Raw genomic sequence first — 18,053 nt, forward strand, 5'->3', positions numbered from 1 at the left:
ATGGCGTTGCGTGTTGCATTATTGGGAATTTATCATGAGTCCAATACGTTCATCAGCGAAAGGACGGAGCTGGTTGATTTTGAAAAAAGTCACTGGCTGACAGGGTCGCGTATTTGCCGGGAATACCGGGAGGCCTTTCATGAGATCGGGGGAATGATCGAGGTGCTGGATCAGGAGGGCGTGGAGCTGATCCCGGTGATGTATGCCGAAGCTACGCCCGGCGGTATCATAACCGCAGCAACCTATGAAACCTTGCTCCGGCAGATGTTGAAAGAGCTGGCTGCCGTTTTACCCGTGGACGGCTGCCTGGTGATACCGCATGGTGCGGGGGTCAGTGAGCAGTACCGGGATATGGATGGCCATTGGTTAAGCCTGCTCCGGGAGCAACTGGGTGGGCAGGTGCCCATCATCGGCACGATTGATCCCCATGCTAATGTAAGCCCGTTAATGATCCGCTCTACCAATGCATTGATCGCCTATAAGACCAACCCGCATATCGATCAGCGGGAGCGGGGCAAAGAAGCCGCCAGGATGCTTGTTCAAATGCTCCGGCATCAGATCCGGCCCGTACAACAGTTGCTGCAGCTGCCACTGGCCATCAGTATTGAACAGCAATATGACCAGGTGGAGCCCTGCAAAAGTCTGCACGTGCTGGCGGAAGCAATCAGTAACCGCCCGGGGATGCTCTCTGTCAGCATTGTACTGGGCTTTCCTTATGCGGATGTACCGGAAATGGGCACTTCAATTATTGTGGTGAGCGATGATCAGTCCCAACAGGCCCAACTTTTTGCTGCGGAGCTGTACGATGACATCATCAGCCGCAAAGAAAAGTTTGTGGGAACAAAAAACGACATCGCAGCGGTTTTACCGGGTATTGAAAAATATCCCCGGCCGGTATTGTTGCTGGACATGGGAGATAATATCGGGGCGGGCGCCCCGGGCAACAGCACCTTTTTGTTGCGAGCCATAGAAGCTTTTGGAAAGTATACCTGCTTCATTTGCCTGCATGATCCGCAGATCGTCCGGCAGGCTGCTCAATACCAGCCGGGAGAAATCATTACCATAGAGCTTCCGGGGGGGCATGATCAGCGCATTGCCCATCGGGTAAAGCTTTTAAAAATGGCAGATGGTGCTTTTACGGAACCCGATCCCCGGCATGGGGGGCAGGTGCATTACGATATGGGCCCGATCGCTCTTTTATCGACCGGAAGCGGGAGCATGATCCTGGTGACCTCGCTCCGCATTCCACCGTTTAGCCTGAGACAGCTGACGGCCTTTGATATTGACCCGGCTTTATTTGACATCATTGTGGCTAAAGGGGTGAATGCCCCGATAGCGGCATACGCCCCGGTATGCCCCACGATCATACAGGTCAATACACCGGGTGTTACGCAGGCAGACATGACCTTATTTGATTTTCAGCACCGGCGCCGGCCCTTGTTTCCCTTCGAAATGATTTAAAGGAGTACGCATGAAATGGACTTCATATAAAACAGAGAAGATTGCAGACCTGCCTTTTTATACGGAGGGGCCGGCGGTAGACAGCCGGGAGGATTTTTATTGTACCACCCTCACAGGCGGCAGCATTGTACAATGGACAAAGGAACATACAATAAAGCACTGGGCCTCCTCTGCGGCGCCCAATGGCCAAATCATTGCCGGAAACGGCGATCATTTGGTTTGTGACGTCCGGCATCGATCCATTAACCGGTACAATGCGGCAGGGGAGCTGGTGCAAACCGAAATAGCAGGGACCTGCGCCGGTGTGGCCGTTTGCTGCCCGAACGATTTGATAATGGATGGCGCGGGGAATCTCTATTTTACAGATTCCGTCAGGGGCTCCGGAAAAGTTTTTTTTAAAGGGACGAATGGTGCTCAGGCAATACTGGCAGACAACCTGGATTATCCCAATGGGCTGGTGTTTTCGCCGGATGAAAAGATACTCTACGTAGCAGAAAGCTACCGGAACCGGATCGTAAAAATAGATATGGATCGGCCGGGCTTTACCGCTGCCGGCATTAAAGATTTTGTGCGCCTGCCGTGCCACCCCTCCGGAAAAGCGGAAGACAACCTGCCCGATGGACTGGCATTGGACCCGGAGGGAAATATTTGGGTAGCTCATTATGGGATGCAGGCGGTTCACCGGTTTTCACCCGGAGGCGAATTGTTGACTTCGATTGATACCACGATACCCCTGACCAGCAACCTCGTTTTTGCAGACGTCCGCACCGTTTTTGTAACCGGGGGATATGGTGAGCCCGGTCCTGGTGCGATCGTTAAAATAACCTTACAGCCGTAATATTAAATTGACAAGCATGATGGAATACTCGAAAATACATGGCTATGAAATTTCAAAACTGACGTTGGGCACAGTTGCCTTCGGACTGGACTACGGTATATCCAATACCGGCGCGAAGCCGGCAGGTTCCGATAGCTTTACCGTGATGTCCGAGGCCCTGAACGCGGGGATCAATAGCCTGGATACAGCCAGGGGTTACGGGAATGCTGAAGAATTGATCGGCGACTTTTTGGCAACCCGGAAGGAATACAAAAAGACCACGATCACCACCAAGTTCCGGATCAGCAAAGAACACCTGATCAGCAAAGACCGGCTCTATAAGGAAGTATTTGACAGTGTGCGCGCATCCTTGCGTTACCTGAAATTACCGAAGCTTCCCTTTTGCCTGTTTCATATGCCGGAAGGATTGCCTGTGGAAGATATACTGAAGACGCTGCCCGGTCTTCTGAACGATTTAAAACATGAAGCGTTGATTGACGTTTCAGGCGTGTCCGTTTATCATCCGGACCAGGTAGAATGGTTGATACCCTTCAGAGAGATACAGGCCTTGCAGGTGCCGATGAATCTGTTTGACAACCGGCTGATCCAAAAAGGCCTGCTGAAGCGGATGGCTTTGGAGAACAAGGCGGTGTTTATAAGAAGTGTTTTCCTCCAGGGTCTTTTTTTTATGGATCCGGATCAGTTAAAAGGAAACCTGACCAATGCCGCGCCGTATCTGGTCCGCTTACGGGAGCTTGCCGCTACAGCGGGCATGAGCGTTGCCCAGCTGGCTTTTTCTTATATAAAGGACCGGGAAGAAGTTACCAGTATCGTTTTTGGTGCGGTAACACCGGAGCAGGTAAGGCAGAACATTCATTTTCTGCGCTACGGCCGCCTGGATGAGAATATTAAAAGCGCAATTGAAAAGGAGTTTGGCACGGTCCCGGAAAATATTTTGATGCCGGGGAGCTGGAAATATTAGTATAGATAAAATCAAAAAATATGTTTCGAATTGATGGAAAAGTAGCCGTTGTAACCGGTGGCGCCGGTTTGTTTGGAAAACCCATATCCGGGGCGCTGGCAGAGGCGGGCGCCCATGTGGTCATTGCTTCCCGGGACCAAAAAAAATGTGATGCGTTTGCAGCGGGACTGAGGGAAAGCGGCCTCAGCGCTGTGGGAATGGCATTGGATCTTGCTTCGGAAGCTTCCATCCGGGAATTTGTGACCACTGTAGAACAACAATACGGCCGGATCGATATTCTGGTGAACAATGCTGTTTCCAGGGAAGGTATAAAGGATCTGGAAGATCTGACCCGGGAGGATATCGAAAAAAGCGCATCCATCAATACTACGGGTTTAATGCTGTTAACAAAGCATGTTGTAAAAGGGATGCGCGAAAGGGAAGACGGCAATATTATTAACGTCAGCTCCATACAGGGAGCCGTAGGCCCCCATTTTCCGGTTTATGGGAATACCGGTATGTCGAGCCCGGTCAATTATACGTATGATAAATGGGGAATGGTAGGCTTTACCAAATGGCTGGCCAACTATTACGGACGGTTCAATATACGGGCCAATTGTATCAGTCCGGGCGGATACGGTCCCGGGCTGACCGATACGGAAGGGAAAAAGGAATTTATAGAGAACTACAAACGCTTAACGCCCCTGGGACGGTTTGCGGATGACGACGATATCAAAGGTCCGGTTGTTTTTCTGGCGGCTCCGGCTTCCGCCTATATAACCGGGCAGAACCTGATGGTAGATGGGGGATGGACGAATTGGTGATCATTCAATAAAAAAAATATGGAAATACGTTCAATATCCGGAAAGCCCGCGCTGCCTTCGGGCGCCTGGCTCATAGTTGTACTTTTATCGGTTGGCGGCTGCTTAAATTATTTGGACCGTATCGTTATTACAACCATGCGGGCTTCGATTATAGAAGCGATCCCGATGACCGAAGCGCAGTTTGGGCTGCTTACGTCCTCCTTTTTATGGACCTATGGTATCCTAAGCCCTTTTGCAGGGTATCTGGCCGATAAATTTAATCGGTCCAGGGTGATCTGCCTGAGTGTTTTTGTATGGTCGGCTGTTACGTGGATGACGGCCTACACGACCACTTTTTCCGAATTGCTGGCAACGCGTATATTGATGGGGGTCAGTGAAGCCTGCTTTATACCAGCTGCATTGGCGCTCATCGCCGACTACCACCGCAACAGGACCCGGTCGCTTGCCACGGGTATTTTAATGGTGGGGATCATGACGGGGTCCGGCTTTGGTTTTGCCGGTGGGTGGGTTGCCGAAAAATATTACTGGAATACCATTTTCGTTTATTTAGGTGTTTTTGGAATTGCCTATACGATATTCCTTTTTTTCACGCTAAAGGATCTCCGGTCTGATACCGGCGAAGCCGGTGAAGCAGCAGCGCCAAAAGAAAAAGTTAATTTCAGGGAGGCGATCACTTCCTTATTTCGCCTGCGGTCTTATATCTTTATTTTAATCGCCTGGGGGCTGCTGGGTGTTGTTGCCTGGCTGGTGGTTGGTTGGCTGCCCACGTATTTTTTGGAGAAATTCAGGCTTTCTGAAGGCATGGCCGGTCTATATGCGACCGCCTATTTTTATGCCGTAGCACTGGCCGGTTTGCTTTTAGGAGGTTACTGGTCTGACCGCTGGAGCCGCACCAACCCCAAAGGCCGCCTGCTGGTTCCCATCATCGGCATTATGATGGGCGCTCCCTGCATCTTTATGTCAAGTTACCTTAACGTCCTGCCCCTGGTGGTGATTTGTTTTATGGTATATGCCCTGAGCAAATCTTTTATTGATACGAATATGATGCCGATCCTTTGCCTGGTCGTCAACCGGCAATACCGCGCTACTGCTTATGGGATCCTGAATTTCCTGGCCTGCATTATCGGGGGTATCGGTATTTATGCGGGAGGGGCCCTCCGGGATATGCAGGTGAATATGGATCTGATATTCCGGTTTGCCGCAGTGACCATGGTAATTGCATTGGTGCTGCTGCTGATGGTGAAAATAAAAGCAGAAGGTCCGCTGGAATAAAGCATAACACGTAAATTATTTTGTTTGTTGTGAGGAACCGGATGGAGAATGCTCATCCATCTGAATGTAAGGATCATCGTTATTCAATAAAGTAAAAAGTGGAAGCTTCTGCATTTAATAAAACAATTGGCCCGATCGGACTGGGTTGTGTGACCTTTGGCCGGGAAATTGATCGGGAAGCGGCGTTCCGGCTGATGGACTTCTCTTTTAAGCAGGGCATCCGTTTTTTTGACACGGCGGCTTCCTATGGGGAAGGGCGATCCGAAGCTATCATCGGGAACTGGATGGCCCGGAATCCGGAATATAAAGGGAAAACAATGGTGGCCACAAAGCTGAAGCCTCCTTATGAACCCACTCAAATGCTTCGATGCCTGGATGAAAGTCTGGAGCATCTGGGTATGGAGACCATTGACCTGTTGTACCTGCATTGCTGGGATGGCCGGGCAGAGAACCTGCAAACGCTGAAATGCCTGGAGGGGTTCATCCGGACCGGGAAAGTAAGATCTTTGGGCGCCAGTAATTTCAATGCGTTGCAGTTAGGAAAAGTGTTGCAGCTGCAGCTCGAAAACGGCTGGACGCCTTTTAGCTTTGCACAAAACAACCATAACCTCGCCGTCAGCGATATGAGCCGGGAGTGGTTGCAGCTATGCAGGCAGTACCGGCTCAGGGTTATAGGTTACAGCCCGCTGGGGGCGGGATTTCTGACAGGTAAATACCTGCATGGAGTGATGAACGGTACCCGTTTCGATATCATTAAAGGCCATCAGGCGATCTATTTTAATGAGCGGTCGCAAAGGCGTTTGAAAAGATTGCAGGAACTTGCGGCTCAAACGGGTCTTTCCCCGGAGCTGCTTGCAATGGCCTGGGCCGTTCACCAAAAAGAGGTAGATTGTGTGCTGGTGGGCGGCCGGACGGTTGCCCATATCGATAATGCGCTGCAGGCATTGCAATTTACCGATAGCGACCTGCTTTCCGGGCTGGAGTGCGATTAGCCGTTAGGGGCAAACCATAAAAATGAAGGAATATGAAAATAGTAATCCTGGATGGATATACGTTAAACCCGGGAGACCTGAGCTGGGATGAAATGAATGCCCTCGGCGAGGTGATCGTATATGACCGGACCCCATTGGAGAAAATTGTGGAGCGGGCTGCGGATGCGTCTGTTGTACTGACCAATAAAACGCCTTTAAACGCTGAGACGATCGAGCAGCTGCCTGCTTTACAATTTATCGGGGTACTTGCCACAGGTTATAATGTGATCGATATACAGGCGGCTGCTAAAAGGGGGATCCTGGTTGCCAACGTACCCGGCTATGGAACCGCCTCGGTGGCACAGCTAACCTTTGCCTTACTGCTGACGCTTTGCCAACGGGTGCAAAAACACAGCGACGGCGTAAAAGAAGGCCGGTGGAGCCGGTCGCCGGATTGGTGCTACTGGGATTATCCGCTGGTGGAGCTTTCCGGAAAAACAATGGGCATTATCGGTTTGGGTACGATCGGTAAAAACGTGGCAGACATTGCCCGAGCCTTTGGCATGCAGGTAGTGGCAATGAGCAGGGAAGGCGGCGGGGCCTCTGCCCCGGATGGTGTGGAGCGGGCGCCGCTAAAAGAACTATTGGCGGCAAGTGATGTGGTGTCCGTTCATTGTCCGCTGGTGCCGGAAACAAAAGACCTGATCAATAAAGAGCGGCTGGGCTATATGAAGCCTTCAGCTTTTCTCATCAATACCTCCAGGGGGCCTGTGATCAACGAAGAGGACCTGGCAGCTGCGCTGAACCGTGATCAGATTGCCGGCGCCGGTCTGGATGTGTTGTCCGTGGAGCCGCCTCAAAAGGAGCATCCGCTTTATACGGCAAAGAACTGCATCCTTACACCGCATATCGGCTGGGCCACCCGGGAAGCCCGGCTGCGACTGCTGGAGACGGCGATCTTAAATATTCAGGGGTTTGTCAATGGCCGGCCCGTGAACATTGTGAACGCAGACGGTCTGATCATGGGCCGGTATTGATTTTATTGAAATGCGGATCCTTTTAAATGATCGGTGAAACACGCCCGTGGCCAGTACTTAGGTTATTGTCCGCACTGCCGGGCAATAAATTTATAACCATCATTTTGATACCGGTTCATGATTCAATAAAGGGCTGTCCGGGTCCTGCATCTTTTCGAAAAAAAAATTAAAGGAATATTTTTTTGTTTCCGGGATTCCTTCTATATTTGACATATGTCGTACATATTTATTTAGATCTGTATTTCGATGAAAATTAAAAATTGCATATGAATTATTCCCGATCCTTTCAGCTGTTAGAGCGTGCAAAAAAAGTTTTAGCCGGCGGTGTTTCTTCCGAATTCAGAAAGTTTGGTTATCCTCATGCACTTTTTTATACGCATGGCCAGGGCAGCCGGATCTATGATGCTGATGGAAATGAATACCTGGATTTTACACTCAGCCAGGGGCCGCTCATATTGGGGCATTCGCATCCGCAGGTATTGAATGCGGTTACCGGTTATTCGGAAACAGGACAGTTGTTCGCCGGCCAGCACATCAGGGAGCTTCTTCTTGCGGAAAAGCTGAATCAGATAATACCGTCGGCGGAGCTTATGCGATTCTGCCTCGACGGATCGGAAGCCGTACAAACGGCTTTTCGCGTTGCCCGGGCCGTTACCGGCAGAAAAAAATTCCTGCGCTTTGAAGGCCATTACCACGGCTGGTTAGACAATGTAGCCTGGGGAATATCGACTCCGTCGGCGGAGCAGCTGGGCAGCAGGGAAGCGCCCGCCGCTTTTCCATGGTCGGAAGGGTTGCCGGAACACTGCGGGGAAGACTTTATCATTTTACCCTGGAACGATCCCGCCCTGGTGAAGGAAACCTTATCTAAACGCTATAACGAAATAGCAGCGGTAATTACCGAGCCGGTCATGTGCAACAACGGATGCATTCCTCCCGGTGAAGGGTTTCTTCAGGCGCTTCGTCAATTGTGCGACCAATATGGCATCGCCCTGATTTTTGATGAAGTGATCACCGGTTTCAGGACCGCTTTGGGTGGGGCGCAGCAATACTATGGCATTACACCGGATATTTCCGTTTTTGCCAAAGCTATGGCCAGCGGCTATCCTATAAGTGCTGTTGTGGGGCGGCGCAGCTGGATGCGGGTCCTGGAGGAGTCGAAGGTGATACAGGCGGGTACCATGAATTCCACGAACGCTACGGTAGCTGCGGCGCTTACGACCATCGAGGTGCTGGAAGCCGGGAATCCGTATAGCCGTATGTATGATCATGGGCAAAAACTTATGGCAGGTATCCGGGATGCTGCTAAAAGGTACAACCGGAATTTATTGGTACAGGGATTGGGTCCTATGTTCCACACCGGGTTCACAGATCTGAAAACCGTAAAGGATTATCGCGACACGCTGTCCTATGACCGGGTTAAGCTGGGAAAATTCGTGGCAGGTTTGCATGATAAAAATATCCGGATCATCGGAAGGGGGTTGTGGTATATCAGCGCTGCGCATACAGAGGCAGATATTGATACCGCTATTGAAACCGTTAGCCAGGTATTGCGCGATCTGTAACCATTCCGGAGTTTCCGCAATCAAGGATGGCGCTGTTTTTTAAAAGGATGCCGGATTGCTTTATGAACCGGGCAGATAAGATTCCTTCATATGGATCGTTTCTATTTTCGGATGGTGGCAGATAAGCCGGAGCTGTATCAAAAGTTTTCTATTTGGCATGCCGGACGCTCACCGGGATAGCCGGGCGGAAGTTCAGAACGATCGTACGGTTTAAAACGACTTTTGAATAAAGCTTCTCTATACTGCTTCGCTGATCCGTGTTACAGCATAACGTTCTTACCGGCTGGCTCATAGGTACAATCTACGGATTAAGAACGGTCATACGATTTTTGAGTCCCATAGGGGCGACATATTGAAAAGTTTAAACTTCATTAAAATAAACGAACGCCTGCAATGAATGAGAGATTTATTTATGGATTGAAGGAAGTAGGTATTAAGGACCTGGAGATCGTGGGGGGTAAAAATGCCTCTTTGGGGGAGATGATCCAGAATTTAACAGCCTTGGGAATTAATATCCCGGATGGCTTTATTGTTTCGGTGGCCGCCTACCGGTCCTTCCTGCGGTATAACGACCTGGAAAATGCCATCCAGGAGATCATTCACTCGATTGATTTTGATAATATCGAATCCCTCAGAAGGGGGGGCAACCGTGTCCGGTTCCTGATCAGTAACGGCCGCTTTCCAAAAGAAATGAGTGCCGAAATTGTAAAAGCCTACGAACAGCTTTCCGGCAATTATAATCAGCCATATACCGACGTGGCGGTGCGCTCATCGGCAACGGCTGAAGATCTGCCGGATGCTTCTTTTGCAGGACAGCAGGAAACTTTTTTGAATGTGCGCGGGCCGGCTACCCTCATGGATACGGTGCGGATGTGTTTTGCATCGCTGTTTACAGACAGGGCCATCAGCTATCGCGAGCGTTTGAACTACGACCAGTTTACGGTGGGGTTAAGCATTTGCGTTCAAAAGATGGTGCGCAGCGATCTGGGCGCTTCGGGCGTGGCCTTCAGTCTGGATACGGAAAGCGGATTTAAAGATGTGGTGGTGGTCAACGGAGCATTTGGCCTGGGTGAGCTGGTAGTGCAGGGGGCCATTTCGCCCGATGAGTTCATCGTGTTTAAACCGGCATTGAAAAAAGGCTTTCATGCCATCATCGAAAAAAAACTCGGGATCAAAGATAAGATGATGGTATATGGAGATAAGGCGGATGAGCGGGTGAAGATCATTTCCACGGAAGCCAGCTCCCAGCAACGGTTTTGCCTGAGCGATGACCTGGTACTGCAGCTCTCCCGGTGGGTTACCGATATTGAAGCCTATTATACCGGTATCCGGGGTAAATGGACCCCCATGGACGTAGAATGGGCCTTTGACGGGCTGAGCCGGCAGTTGTACATCGTGCAGGCAAGGCCGGAGACCATCCACTCCCAGGTGGACCATTCTGTGGTGACCGAATATCATATGCAGCATAGCGGTGATCCGCTTCCTGAAGTGCTGTTGAAGGGAATTGCAGTCGGGGACAAGATCGGATCGGGGAAGGTCCATATATTATATTCTTTGGATAAAAGGCTGATCGATGGACATGAGTTTGAAGAGGGAGACGTACTGGTTACGGATATGACAGATCCGGACTGGGAGCCCATAATGAAGAAGGCGTCTGCGATCGTTACCAATAAGGGAGGGCGCACCTGCCATGCGGCCATCGTAGCCCGCGAGCTGGGGGTTCCGGCCATTGTTGGATGTGGAGACGCTACCAGGGTCCTCGCCGGCAAAAATGAAATTACGGTGAGCTGTGCAGAGGGAGAGCAGGGCATCGTGTATGAAGGGCGCGTGCCTTATGACACCGTTCAGTATAACATCAATGAGCTGCCGGAATTGAACACGAAGATCATGCTGAACGTTGCGTCCCCCTCCATGTGCTTTAAGTTTAGCCATTTGCCCAACTATGGTGTGGGCCTGGCCCGGGAAGAGTTCATCATTAATAACTATATACAGATCCATCCGCTGGCCTTATTGCATCACAGGGAGCTGGGGGATGCGGCGCTGACAAGCGAAATAGAAAAGCGCATATTGGGATATGAAAATGAAGAGGATTTCTTTATAAAAAAATTGTCCTATGGTATTGCCAAGATCGGTGCGGCCTTCTATCCCAACCAGGTGATCGTGCGTTTCAGCGATTTTAAGACCAATGAATATTACAATCTCTTAGGTGGCAACCATTTTGAGCCGCATGAGGAAAACCCGATGATCGGGTGGAGGGGCGCCTCCCGCTATTATTCCGATGCCTACCGGGTGGCCTTCGGCATGGAGTGCAAGGCGGTCAGCATTGCAAGGGAGGAGATGGGCCTGGGGAATATAGCGGTCATGATCCCCTTCTGCCGTACCGTGGAGGAATTGATGAAAGTACAGGCGGTGATGAAGACCTTCGGATTGGAACGGGGCCGGAATGATCTCCGGTGTTATTTAATGGCCGAAGTGCCCTCGAATATTATACTGGCGGATGCATTTTGCAAACATATCGACGGGTTTTCCATTGGCTCCAACGATTTAACGCAACTGACCCTGGGGCTCGACCGGGATTCGTCGCTCGTAGCGCATTTGTATGACGAAAGGGATCCTGCCGTTAAACAAATGATCGCGCAGCTGATTCAGGTAGCCAAAAAGAACGGCGTAAAAGTAGGCGTGTGCGGGCAGGGGCCCTCGGATTTTCCGGACTTTGCCCGGTTCCTGGTCGAAAATGGGATAGACAGTATTTCATTGACGCCGGACTCTGTGATCAAAACAATAAAGGCGATGGCTTCCTGACCAATACGCTGATTTTGCTATAAACTTAAACAGATCATTTATGGATTCCATTAGAATTGCCGCCTCACCCGTTACCTATATCGGATGGGGCGCTCTGAAAAACCTCGGGGATGAGGTGGAACGGTATGGGAACGGCCCGGTGCTGATCATTGCGGATCCTGTGATTCAATCATTGGGACTGGTCGAAAAGATTGCCGCCCCGCTTCGTAAAACCGGCCGGCAGGTGACGGTTTATACAGACATCATTCCCGAGCCGCTTCTGCAAACCGCCGAGGAGCTGGTCCGGTTTGCAAGGCAGGGCCATTACGCGCTTGTCATGGGTATCGGTGGAGGCAGTGCCCTGGATATGGCCAAGCTGGCGGCGGTCCTTATCCGGAACCCGGGACCCGTGAAAGATTATCTGAACCTTACGGGAACCAAGGCGGTCACGAACCGGGGGATCCCCAAGATCCTGATCCCAACAACGGCCGGAACCGGAACGGAGGTGACCAATATTTCGGTAGTGGCTTTGGAACAGACCAAGGATGTGGTGGTACATGATCACCTGATCGCAGATACGGCGATCGTAGATCCGGAGCTTACGGTCACCGTTCCTCCGGCGGTTACGGCCGCAACCGGTGCTGATGCGTTGACCCATGCTCTTGAGGCATACCTGTCCGTAAACGCCAATCCCTATTCCGACGGGTTAGCGCTTCAGGCCATAAAGCTGACGGGTGGCTCGCTGGTTGCCGCAACAGAAGACGGAACGGACACCCGGGCGCGGACCCATATGATGTATGGCAGCTACCTGGCCGGTCTGGCCTTTTTCAGCGCCGGCGTGGGAGCGGTGCATGCCCTGGCCTATCCGCTGGGCGGCCAGTTCCATATTGCCCACGGAGCGTCCAATGCTGTTTTACTGCCTTATGTACTGGATCATATCCGCAGCAGCTGTGCCGGACGGCTTGGTACGATCCTGCAAACACTTGGAGACGATACCGTATACGGCAGTGAAGCGGAAGCTGCTTTTAAATGTGTACGTTGGTTAAAAGAGCTGATGCAGCGCATTGGCATACCCGCTACCCTGGGAGGGTACCAGATCCCGGAAACGGCGCTCCGCTCCCTGGCTGAAGACGGCATTCAGCAGAAACGATTACTGGCCCGGTGCCCGATGTCATTGTCTCATGAAGATGTTTACCGGATCTATGAAAAAGCGTTCCGGGGATCTTTTGCAGATCAGGCATAGGCATCGAAAGAAAATAAAAAATATTTATGGATATGCAATCGGTAAACCCCCTTAACGGGCAGATCATTCAAACGTATAAAGCGCTTTCAGAAAAGGAAATTGTTACAAAGATAACGGAGGCGGATGCCGCATGGCTGTTGTGGAAGCAGACCACTTTTCAGAAAAGGGCCTTATTGCTTTTAAATGCGGCCATTGTGCTTCGGAACCGGAAAGAGGAACTGGCCCGTTTGATGGCGCTTGAAATGGGGAAGCCACTAAGCGAAGGCCGGTCGGAAATTGAAAAGTGCGCGGTTGTCTGTGAATTTTACGGTGCCCAGGGCGCCCGGTTCTTAAAGGAGGAGCCGGTCCATACAGAAGGCCGGAAGCGTTGGGTATGTTTTCGTCCCTTAGGGGTCATCCTGGCCGTTATGCCCTGGAATTTCCCTTTCTGGCAGGTCTTCCGGTTCCTGGCACCGGGCCTGATGGCAGGTAACTGCGGCCTGCTGAAACATGCTTCCAATGTGCCCGGCTGCGCGTTGGCGATCGAAAACATCCTACTGCAGGCCGGTGCCCCCCCGGGTGTATTTCAAACATTACTGGCGGGCAGTGGGGCCGTTGCCGGCATCATTAGCCACCCGGTCATCAAAGGAGTGGCATTTACCGGCAGTACAGCAGCGGGGCAGCGCGTTGCCGGGGTGGCCGGGGCCTCCCTGAAAAAGGCCGTGCTGGAGCTGGGGGGCAGCGATCCCTATATCATCCTGGCGGATGCCGACCTGCAGCAGGCTGCGGAGGTCTGCGTGGCAAGCAGGCTGGTTAATAATGGTCAGAGCTGTATCGCCGCCAAACGGTTTATTGTATCGGAAGAGGTAGAAGCACCTTTTACGGCATTGATCCGGGAGAAAATGATGGCAAAACAAACAGGTGACCCGTTGCTGGAAAAAACGCAGCTTGGACCGATGGCAAGAAAAGATCTGCGGGATGAATTGCATCAGCAGGTCCTGGAAAACATCCGGGCCGGCGCTAAATGTATATTGGGTGGCAACATTCCTGCACTGCCGGGCGATCATGCCTTTTATGAACCCACCATTTTAACAGGGATCCAAAAAGGAATGCCCGCTTACCGGGAAGAGATGTTTGGGCCGGTGGCATCGGTGATCACCGTAAAGAACGACCGGGAAGCGATCCGCGTGGCGAACGATACCAGCTTTGGCCTGGGAGCCGCCGTTTTTACCAAAGATGCAGAACTGGCGGAAGCGATGGCCAAAGATCAATTGGAGGCCGGCAGCTGTTTTATCAATTCCATGGTACGGTCGGATCCCCAATTGCCTTTCGGAGGGATCAAACAATCCGGTTTCGGAAGAGAGTTAGGGGCTTATGGCATCCGTGAATTTGTCAATATAAAAACAGTGGTTGCGGAATAAGGTATAAGCCACCGGTAGTGATCTGGCTCCTTGTTCAGCCGGGCGATTAAAGAACCGGCGCTCTATCGTTCACATTATAATGATTCAAAAGCAATGAAAAAATTAACGACTCAACTCAGGTTTGCCTGGATGGTCATATTGCTGATCGGTCCGCTGCATGTATTGGCCCAGAAGGCGATTGATATCGGCAGCCGCCTGGAATTATTTGTGGATGACTACCTGATCGATACGCTGCTCGGCGGTGCGGAACTGAGAATGCACCATCCCGTTCCGGCAAACATCGCCCTGGTACATGATGCGCCCTGGGAGGGGAGCGGCAGTGGTTTCCATAGCGTGTTTAAGGACGGGGATATTTACCGGATGTACTATAAGGCATGGCAGCATGAAGGCAGTGCAGATACTTCCGGTGTGCATCCGTCCTATTGTGCCTATGCGGAAAGCAGGGACGGGATCCATTGGTATAAACCGGATTTGGGACTGGTTGCATTCAAAGGAAGCAAAAAGAACAATATCGTAATTACCGACGAAATGAGCGGTCACCTGAAGTCCAATTCCGGGCATCCGGCGGTCTTCAGGGATGAAAACCCCAATGCCGCACCCGACGCAAGATACAAGGCGCTGGTGCGGGGCGTTAAACCCCTCAGCACGATCGCCTATAAATCTGCAGACGGGATCCACTGGAAGCTGATGGGCGACCGGCCGCTGCTGACCGAAGGAACGTTTGATTCCCAGAACCTGGCATTCTGGGACCGGCTTAAAGGCGAGTACCGCATCTATTGGCGGTATTATTCAGAAGAAGTCCCCACGGCCCGCTTCCGGGGCAAACGCGCGATCCGGACGGCGGTATCAAAGGACTTTTTGCATTGGAGCCGGCAGCAGGACCTTTCTTACGGAGACGCCCCGGAGGAGGATCTCTATACCAGCCAGGTGATACCTTATTACCGGGCGCCCCAGATCTACATCGGCTTTCCGGCTCTTTATAAGGACCGGGGCTGGTCGGAATCCATGCGGCAGTTACCGGAGCTCAGGGAGCGGAAAATCCGCGCGGCCAAATCTAAAAAAGGCGGTAATAAGGATTCGGATACCCGTTTCGGAACGGTATTGACAGAAGGGCTCCTGATGGCCGGCCGGGATGGCGTTCATTTTAAAAGATGGCCGGAAGCCTTTCTTCGCCCGGGGATCGAGAGAAAAGGGTCCTGGACATACGGCGATAATTTTATCGGGTGGCAGATGGTGGAAACGAAATCGCCCCTGCCGGGCGCGCCCAACGAGCTGTCTTTTTATGTAAGTGAAAATTATTGGAAGGGGAGGGCCAGTGCGGTAAGAAGATATACTTTAAGGATCGACGGATTTGTTTCCGTAAACGCGCCAATGAAGGGGGGAACGGTCATCACCAGGCCTTTCGTCTTTTCAGGAGATCAACTGGTATTGAACTTTTCTTCTTCCGCAGCCGGAGATATCCGTGTAGAGATCCAGGATGTAAAAGGGAAGCCTGTAAACGGTTTTTCACTTGCAGACTGTGTGCCCGTATATGGCGATGCGATTGCGCGTAAAGTGTTTTGGAATGGTTCCGGAGATCTGTCTGTATTGCAGGGAAAACCTGTGCGGCTCCGTTTTGTGTTGAAAGATGCAGATTTATACTCGTTCGGTTTTCAACAAAGAAAAAAAACGAAATGAGGATCATTGGTATTTATGTTGTTGTGAATGGAAGTTGATAAGTGTTCCGTTCGGTCAGCAATGTTGTTGATCCGGCTTTATTGAAAAAATTTTCTGACAAAATGAGCCTGAAGCTGAAACGAAGAAGTACAACACGCCGGAAAGCGATCCTGATCCTGTGGGTGATCCTGGTTTCAGGAATGACCAGGATTTATGGAACGGAGAAACCGAATATTATATTAATTGTTGCCGATGATATGGGGTATTCGGATCTGGGATGTTACGGCGGAGAGATCAGCACACCCAATCTGGATAAGCTGGCCGAAGAAGGAATGCGGTTTGCCCAGTTTTATAACCAGGCGGTATGTGCGATATCGAGGGCTTCCTTTATTTCAGGCACCTATCCAAGATTCGGGACCGGCCCTTTTCTGAAGCCGGATATGGTGACTTTAGCCGATGTGCTTGCAACTGCGGGTTACGCAACAATTTTGAGTGGGAAATGGCATTTGGGTGATGGGGCTAATAGCCCGGTGAACCGCGGGTTTCAGGAGTTTTATGGGTTTGAAGCCGGTGCGGTCGAATATTTTGATCCGCTTCGCCGCGACCCCCCTTTTGTCAATCACAGCAGGCCGGCATTTTTTTTCATGCACAACCGGTCTCCGGTGTCGGCGGTTCCGGATCACTATTATGTTACCGATGCCATCACGGATCATGCGATCAGTCAGATTGAAAAATATACAAGGGCGCATCAGCCTTTTTTCCTGCACGTCGCATTTAATGCACCTCATTATCCGTTACAGGCGTTGCCCGGGGATATTGCAAAATATAAAGGCCGGTATGATGCAGGATATGAAGAACTGCGCAAAAAAAGATATGAAGGTGCCATTAAAGCAGGGGTGATTGACCGGAAATGGGACCTTCCGCCTACAGATAAGAAAAAAAGCGATTTTAAGTATGACCAGGAGGTAAGACCCTGGAGCATGCTCACACCCGGTGAGCAAAAAGCGGAATCGGCCAGGATGGAAGTATATGCGGCAATGGTGGACCGGCTCGATCAGAATGTAGGCCGGCTATTGACCCGGCTGAAGCAATTAAAGATAGAAGACAATACAATCATCATTTTTTTCTCGGATAATGGCGCCTGTGCCAGTGTAAACACCTCTCCGGAAAACATTGCACGGTATCATCAATACAATAAGGGGAAGCAACCAGGTGGAAGGGATAGCTATCTTTTTGCAGGGCCCGGTTGGGCAACGGCGCAATCCTCACCCTTCCGGAGGTATAAGGTCTGGACAAATGAGGGTGGGATTTCCACGCCAATGATCGTTCGCTGGAAAGGGCATGTGGCTGCAGGAACCTTAACCCAAACGCCTATGCACCTCGTAGATCTCATGCCCACTTTTATGGAACTGTCGGGAGCGGTTTATCCGAAGCAGCACCATGGTGTAAAGATCCTGCCTTATGAGGGCATTAGTATGATGGATGTATTGGAAAACAGACCGGTTCAGAAAGAGCGCGCGTTCGGATGGTACCTGTATGGCAATAAGGCATACAGGAAAGGGAAATGGAAAATAATATGGGGTACCGGTTCTGAAAAGTGGGAATTGTATGACATGGAAAATGACAGAACGGAAACCCGGGACCTTTCCGCCCGGGACCCCAAACGGCTGAAACACCTGATCTCCTTATGGGACAAATGGGCGGTCCGGAGTCAGGTGCCGGCAGACGATTCAGCGATGATCCAGCAGGGTTCGCGCATCATCAGGAACCCTGCAAAAACGCGGTAAACGGCCATCGGGGGCCGCATCCGTTGTCCGGAATTGAATAAATCGAAAAATTTTTGTGTATAAAATTTTTTTTATAATATTAATATGTATATTTGTTATATGTCATACATATGTTCTCTGTTTGAAAAATGAATGACATACGATTGCGTTAGGGATCCTGGATGAGATTACTGCTTGAAGAATAGGTGACGGACGACGACCGGTAACCAGCTTGTTTAAACAGAAGTACACTTCTTAAAATAAAATTCATGATTACGCTTTTCCATTCTTGCCATTGTTTC

13 protein-coding genes are annotated in these 18,053 nt (G+C 50.9%); all 13 read left to right on the forward strand.

The window, feature by feature from the left end:
• The 13 genes from B160_RS0100745 to B160_RS28095 all read left to right on the forward strand — a co-directional run bounded on the left by B160_RS0100745 (window position 1) and on the right by B160_RS28095 (window position 17,772).
• Entirely contained in the window at window positions 1-1,461 is a 1,461-nt protein-coding gene (locus tag B160_RS0100745) for a M81 family metallopeptidase (RefSeq protein WP_018625921.1), read from the forward strand.
• A gap of 10 nt (window positions 1,462-1,471) precedes the next feature.
• On the forward strand, window positions 1,472-2,299 hold the full coding sequence (locus B160_RS0100750; protein ID WP_018625922.1) for an SMP-30/gluconolactonase/LRE family protein: 828 nt from the start codon (window positions 1,472-1,474) through the stop codon (window positions 2,297-2,299).
• A gap of 16 nt (window positions 2,300-2,315) precedes the next feature.
• Window positions 2,316-3,260 (forward strand): aldo/keto reductase, encoded by a 945-nt coding sequence (locus B160_RS0100755; RefSeq protein ID WP_018625923.1) that lies wholly within the window; start codon window positions 2,316-2,318, stop codon window positions 3,258-3,260.
• Window positions 3,261-3,280: 20 nt separating this feature from the next.
• Window positions 3,281-4,063 carry an SDR family NAD(P)-dependent oxidoreductase gene (locus B160_RS0100760; protein ID WP_018625924.1) on the forward strand — a complete coding sequence of 261 codons (783 nt, stop codon included), beginning with the start codon at window positions 3,281-3,283 and terminating at the stop codon, window positions 4,061-4,063.
• A gap of 18 nt (window positions 4,064-4,081) precedes the next feature.
• Complete coding sequence (locus B160_RS0100765; RefSeq protein WP_018625925.1) at window positions 4,082-5,335, forward strand: MFS transporter; 1,254 nt, start codon at window positions 4,082-4,084, stop codon at window positions 5,333-5,335.
• Window positions 5,336-5,433: 98 nt separating this feature from the next.
• Window positions 5,434-6,327, forward strand: a complete 894-nt coding sequence (locus B160_RS0100770; RefSeq protein ID WP_018625926.1) for an aldo/keto reductase — start codon at window positions 5,434-5,436, stop codon at window positions 6,325-6,327.
• 32 nt (window positions 6,328-6,359) lie between these two features.
• Window positions 6,360-7,343, forward strand: coding sequence for a D-2-hydroxyacid dehydrogenase (locus B160_RS0100775; protein WP_018625927.1), 984 nt, complete (start codon window positions 6,360-6,362; stop codon window positions 7,341-7,343).
• 266 nt (window positions 7,344-7,609) lie between these two features.
• Window positions 7,610-8,905 carry an aspartate aminotransferase family protein gene (locus B160_RS0100785; RefSeq protein ID WP_018625929.1) on the forward strand — a complete coding sequence of 432 codons (1,296 nt, stop codon included), beginning with the start codon at window positions 7,610-7,612 and terminating at the stop codon, window positions 8,903-8,905.
• A gap of 393 nt (window positions 8,906-9,298) precedes the next feature.
• Complete coding sequence (ppsA, locus tag B160_RS0100790) at window positions 9,299-11,707, forward strand: phosphoenolpyruvate synthase (protein ID WP_018625930.1); 2,409 nt, start codon at window positions 9,299-9,301, stop codon at window positions 11,705-11,707.
• A 40-nt stretch (window positions 11,708-11,747) separates the two neighbouring features.
• Complete coding sequence (locus tag B160_RS0100795) at window positions 11,748-12,929, forward strand: iron-containing alcohol dehydrogenase (RefSeq protein ID WP_018625931.1); 1,182 nt, start codon at window positions 11,748-11,750, stop codon at window positions 12,927-12,929.
• Between the two features lie 26 nt (window positions 12,930-12,955).
• Window positions 12,956-14,329: an NAD-dependent succinate-semialdehyde dehydrogenase gene (locus B160_RS0100800; protein ID WP_018625932.1), complete on the forward strand. Its 1,374-nt coding sequence runs from the start codon at window positions 12,956-12,958 to the stop codon at window positions 14,327-14,329.
• A gap of 93 nt (window positions 14,330-14,422) precedes the next feature.
• Window positions 14,423-16,006: a glycoside hydrolase family 32 protein gene (locus tag B160_RS0100805; protein WP_018625933.1), complete on the forward strand. Its 1,584-nt coding sequence runs from the start codon at window positions 14,423-14,425 to the stop codon at window positions 16,004-16,006.
• 101 nt (window positions 16,007-16,107) lie between these two features.
• On the forward strand, window positions 16,108-17,772 hold the full coding sequence (locus tag B160_RS28095; RefSeq protein WP_018625934.1) for an arylsulfatase: 1,665 nt from the start codon (window positions 16,108-16,110) through the stop codon (window positions 17,770-17,772).
• Window positions 17,773-18,053: the final 281 nt, after the last annotated feature.

Origin of the sequence: Niabella aurantiaca DSM 17617, from assembly GCF_000374125.1 — a bacterium.
Classification (GTDB): Bacteria; Bacteroidota; Bacteroidia; order Chitinophagales; family Chitinophagaceae; genus Niabella; species Niabella aurantiaca.

Bases quoted from the DNA above. Each gene is read 5' to 3' on its own strand.
- B160_RS0100745 (WP_018625921.1), top strand. From the start codon at position 1: ATGGCGTTGCGTGTTGCATTATTGGGAATTTATCATGAGTCCAATACG.
- B160_RS0100750 (WP_018625922.1), top strand. From the start codon at position 1,472: ATGAAATGGACTTCATATAAAACAGAGAAGATTGCAGACCTGCCTTTT.
- B160_RS0100755 (WP_018625923.1), top strand. From the start codon at position 2,316: ATGATGGAATACTCGAAAATACATGGCTATGAAATTTCAAAACTGACG.
- B160_RS0100760 (WP_018625924.1), top strand. From the start codon at position 3,281: ATGTTTCGAATTGATGGAAAAGTAGCCGTTGTAACCGGTGGCGCCGGT.
- B160_RS0100765 (WP_018625925.1), top strand. From the start codon at position 4,082: ATGGAAATACGTTCAATATCCGGAAAGCCCGCGCTGCCTTCGGGCGCC.
- B160_RS0100775 (WP_018625927.1), top strand. From the start codon at position 6,360: ATGAAAATAGTAATCCTGGATGGATATACGTTAAACCCGGGAGACCTG.
- B160_RS0100785 (WP_018625929.1), top strand. From the start codon at position 7,610: ATGAATTATTCCCGATCCTTTCAGCTGTTAGAGCGTGCAAAAAAAGTT.
- ppsA (WP_018625930.1), top strand. From the start codon at position 9,299: ATGAATGAGAGATTTATTTATGGATTGAAGGAAGTAGGTATTAAGGAC.
- B160_RS0100795 (WP_018625931.1), top strand. From the start codon at position 11,748: ATGGATTCCATTAGAATTGCCGCCTCACCCGTTACCTATATCGGATGG.
- B160_RS0100800 (WP_018625932.1), top strand. From the start codon at position 12,956: ATGGATATGCAATCGGTAAACCCCCTTAACGGGCAGATCATTCAAACG.
- B160_RS0100805 (WP_018625933.1), top strand. From the start codon at position 14,423: ATGAAAAAATTAACGACTCAACTCAGGTTTGCCTGGATGGTCATATTG.
- B160_RS28095 (WP_018625934.1), top strand. From the start codon at position 16,108: ATGAGCCTGAAGCTGAAACGAAGAAGTACAACACGCCGGAAAGCGATC.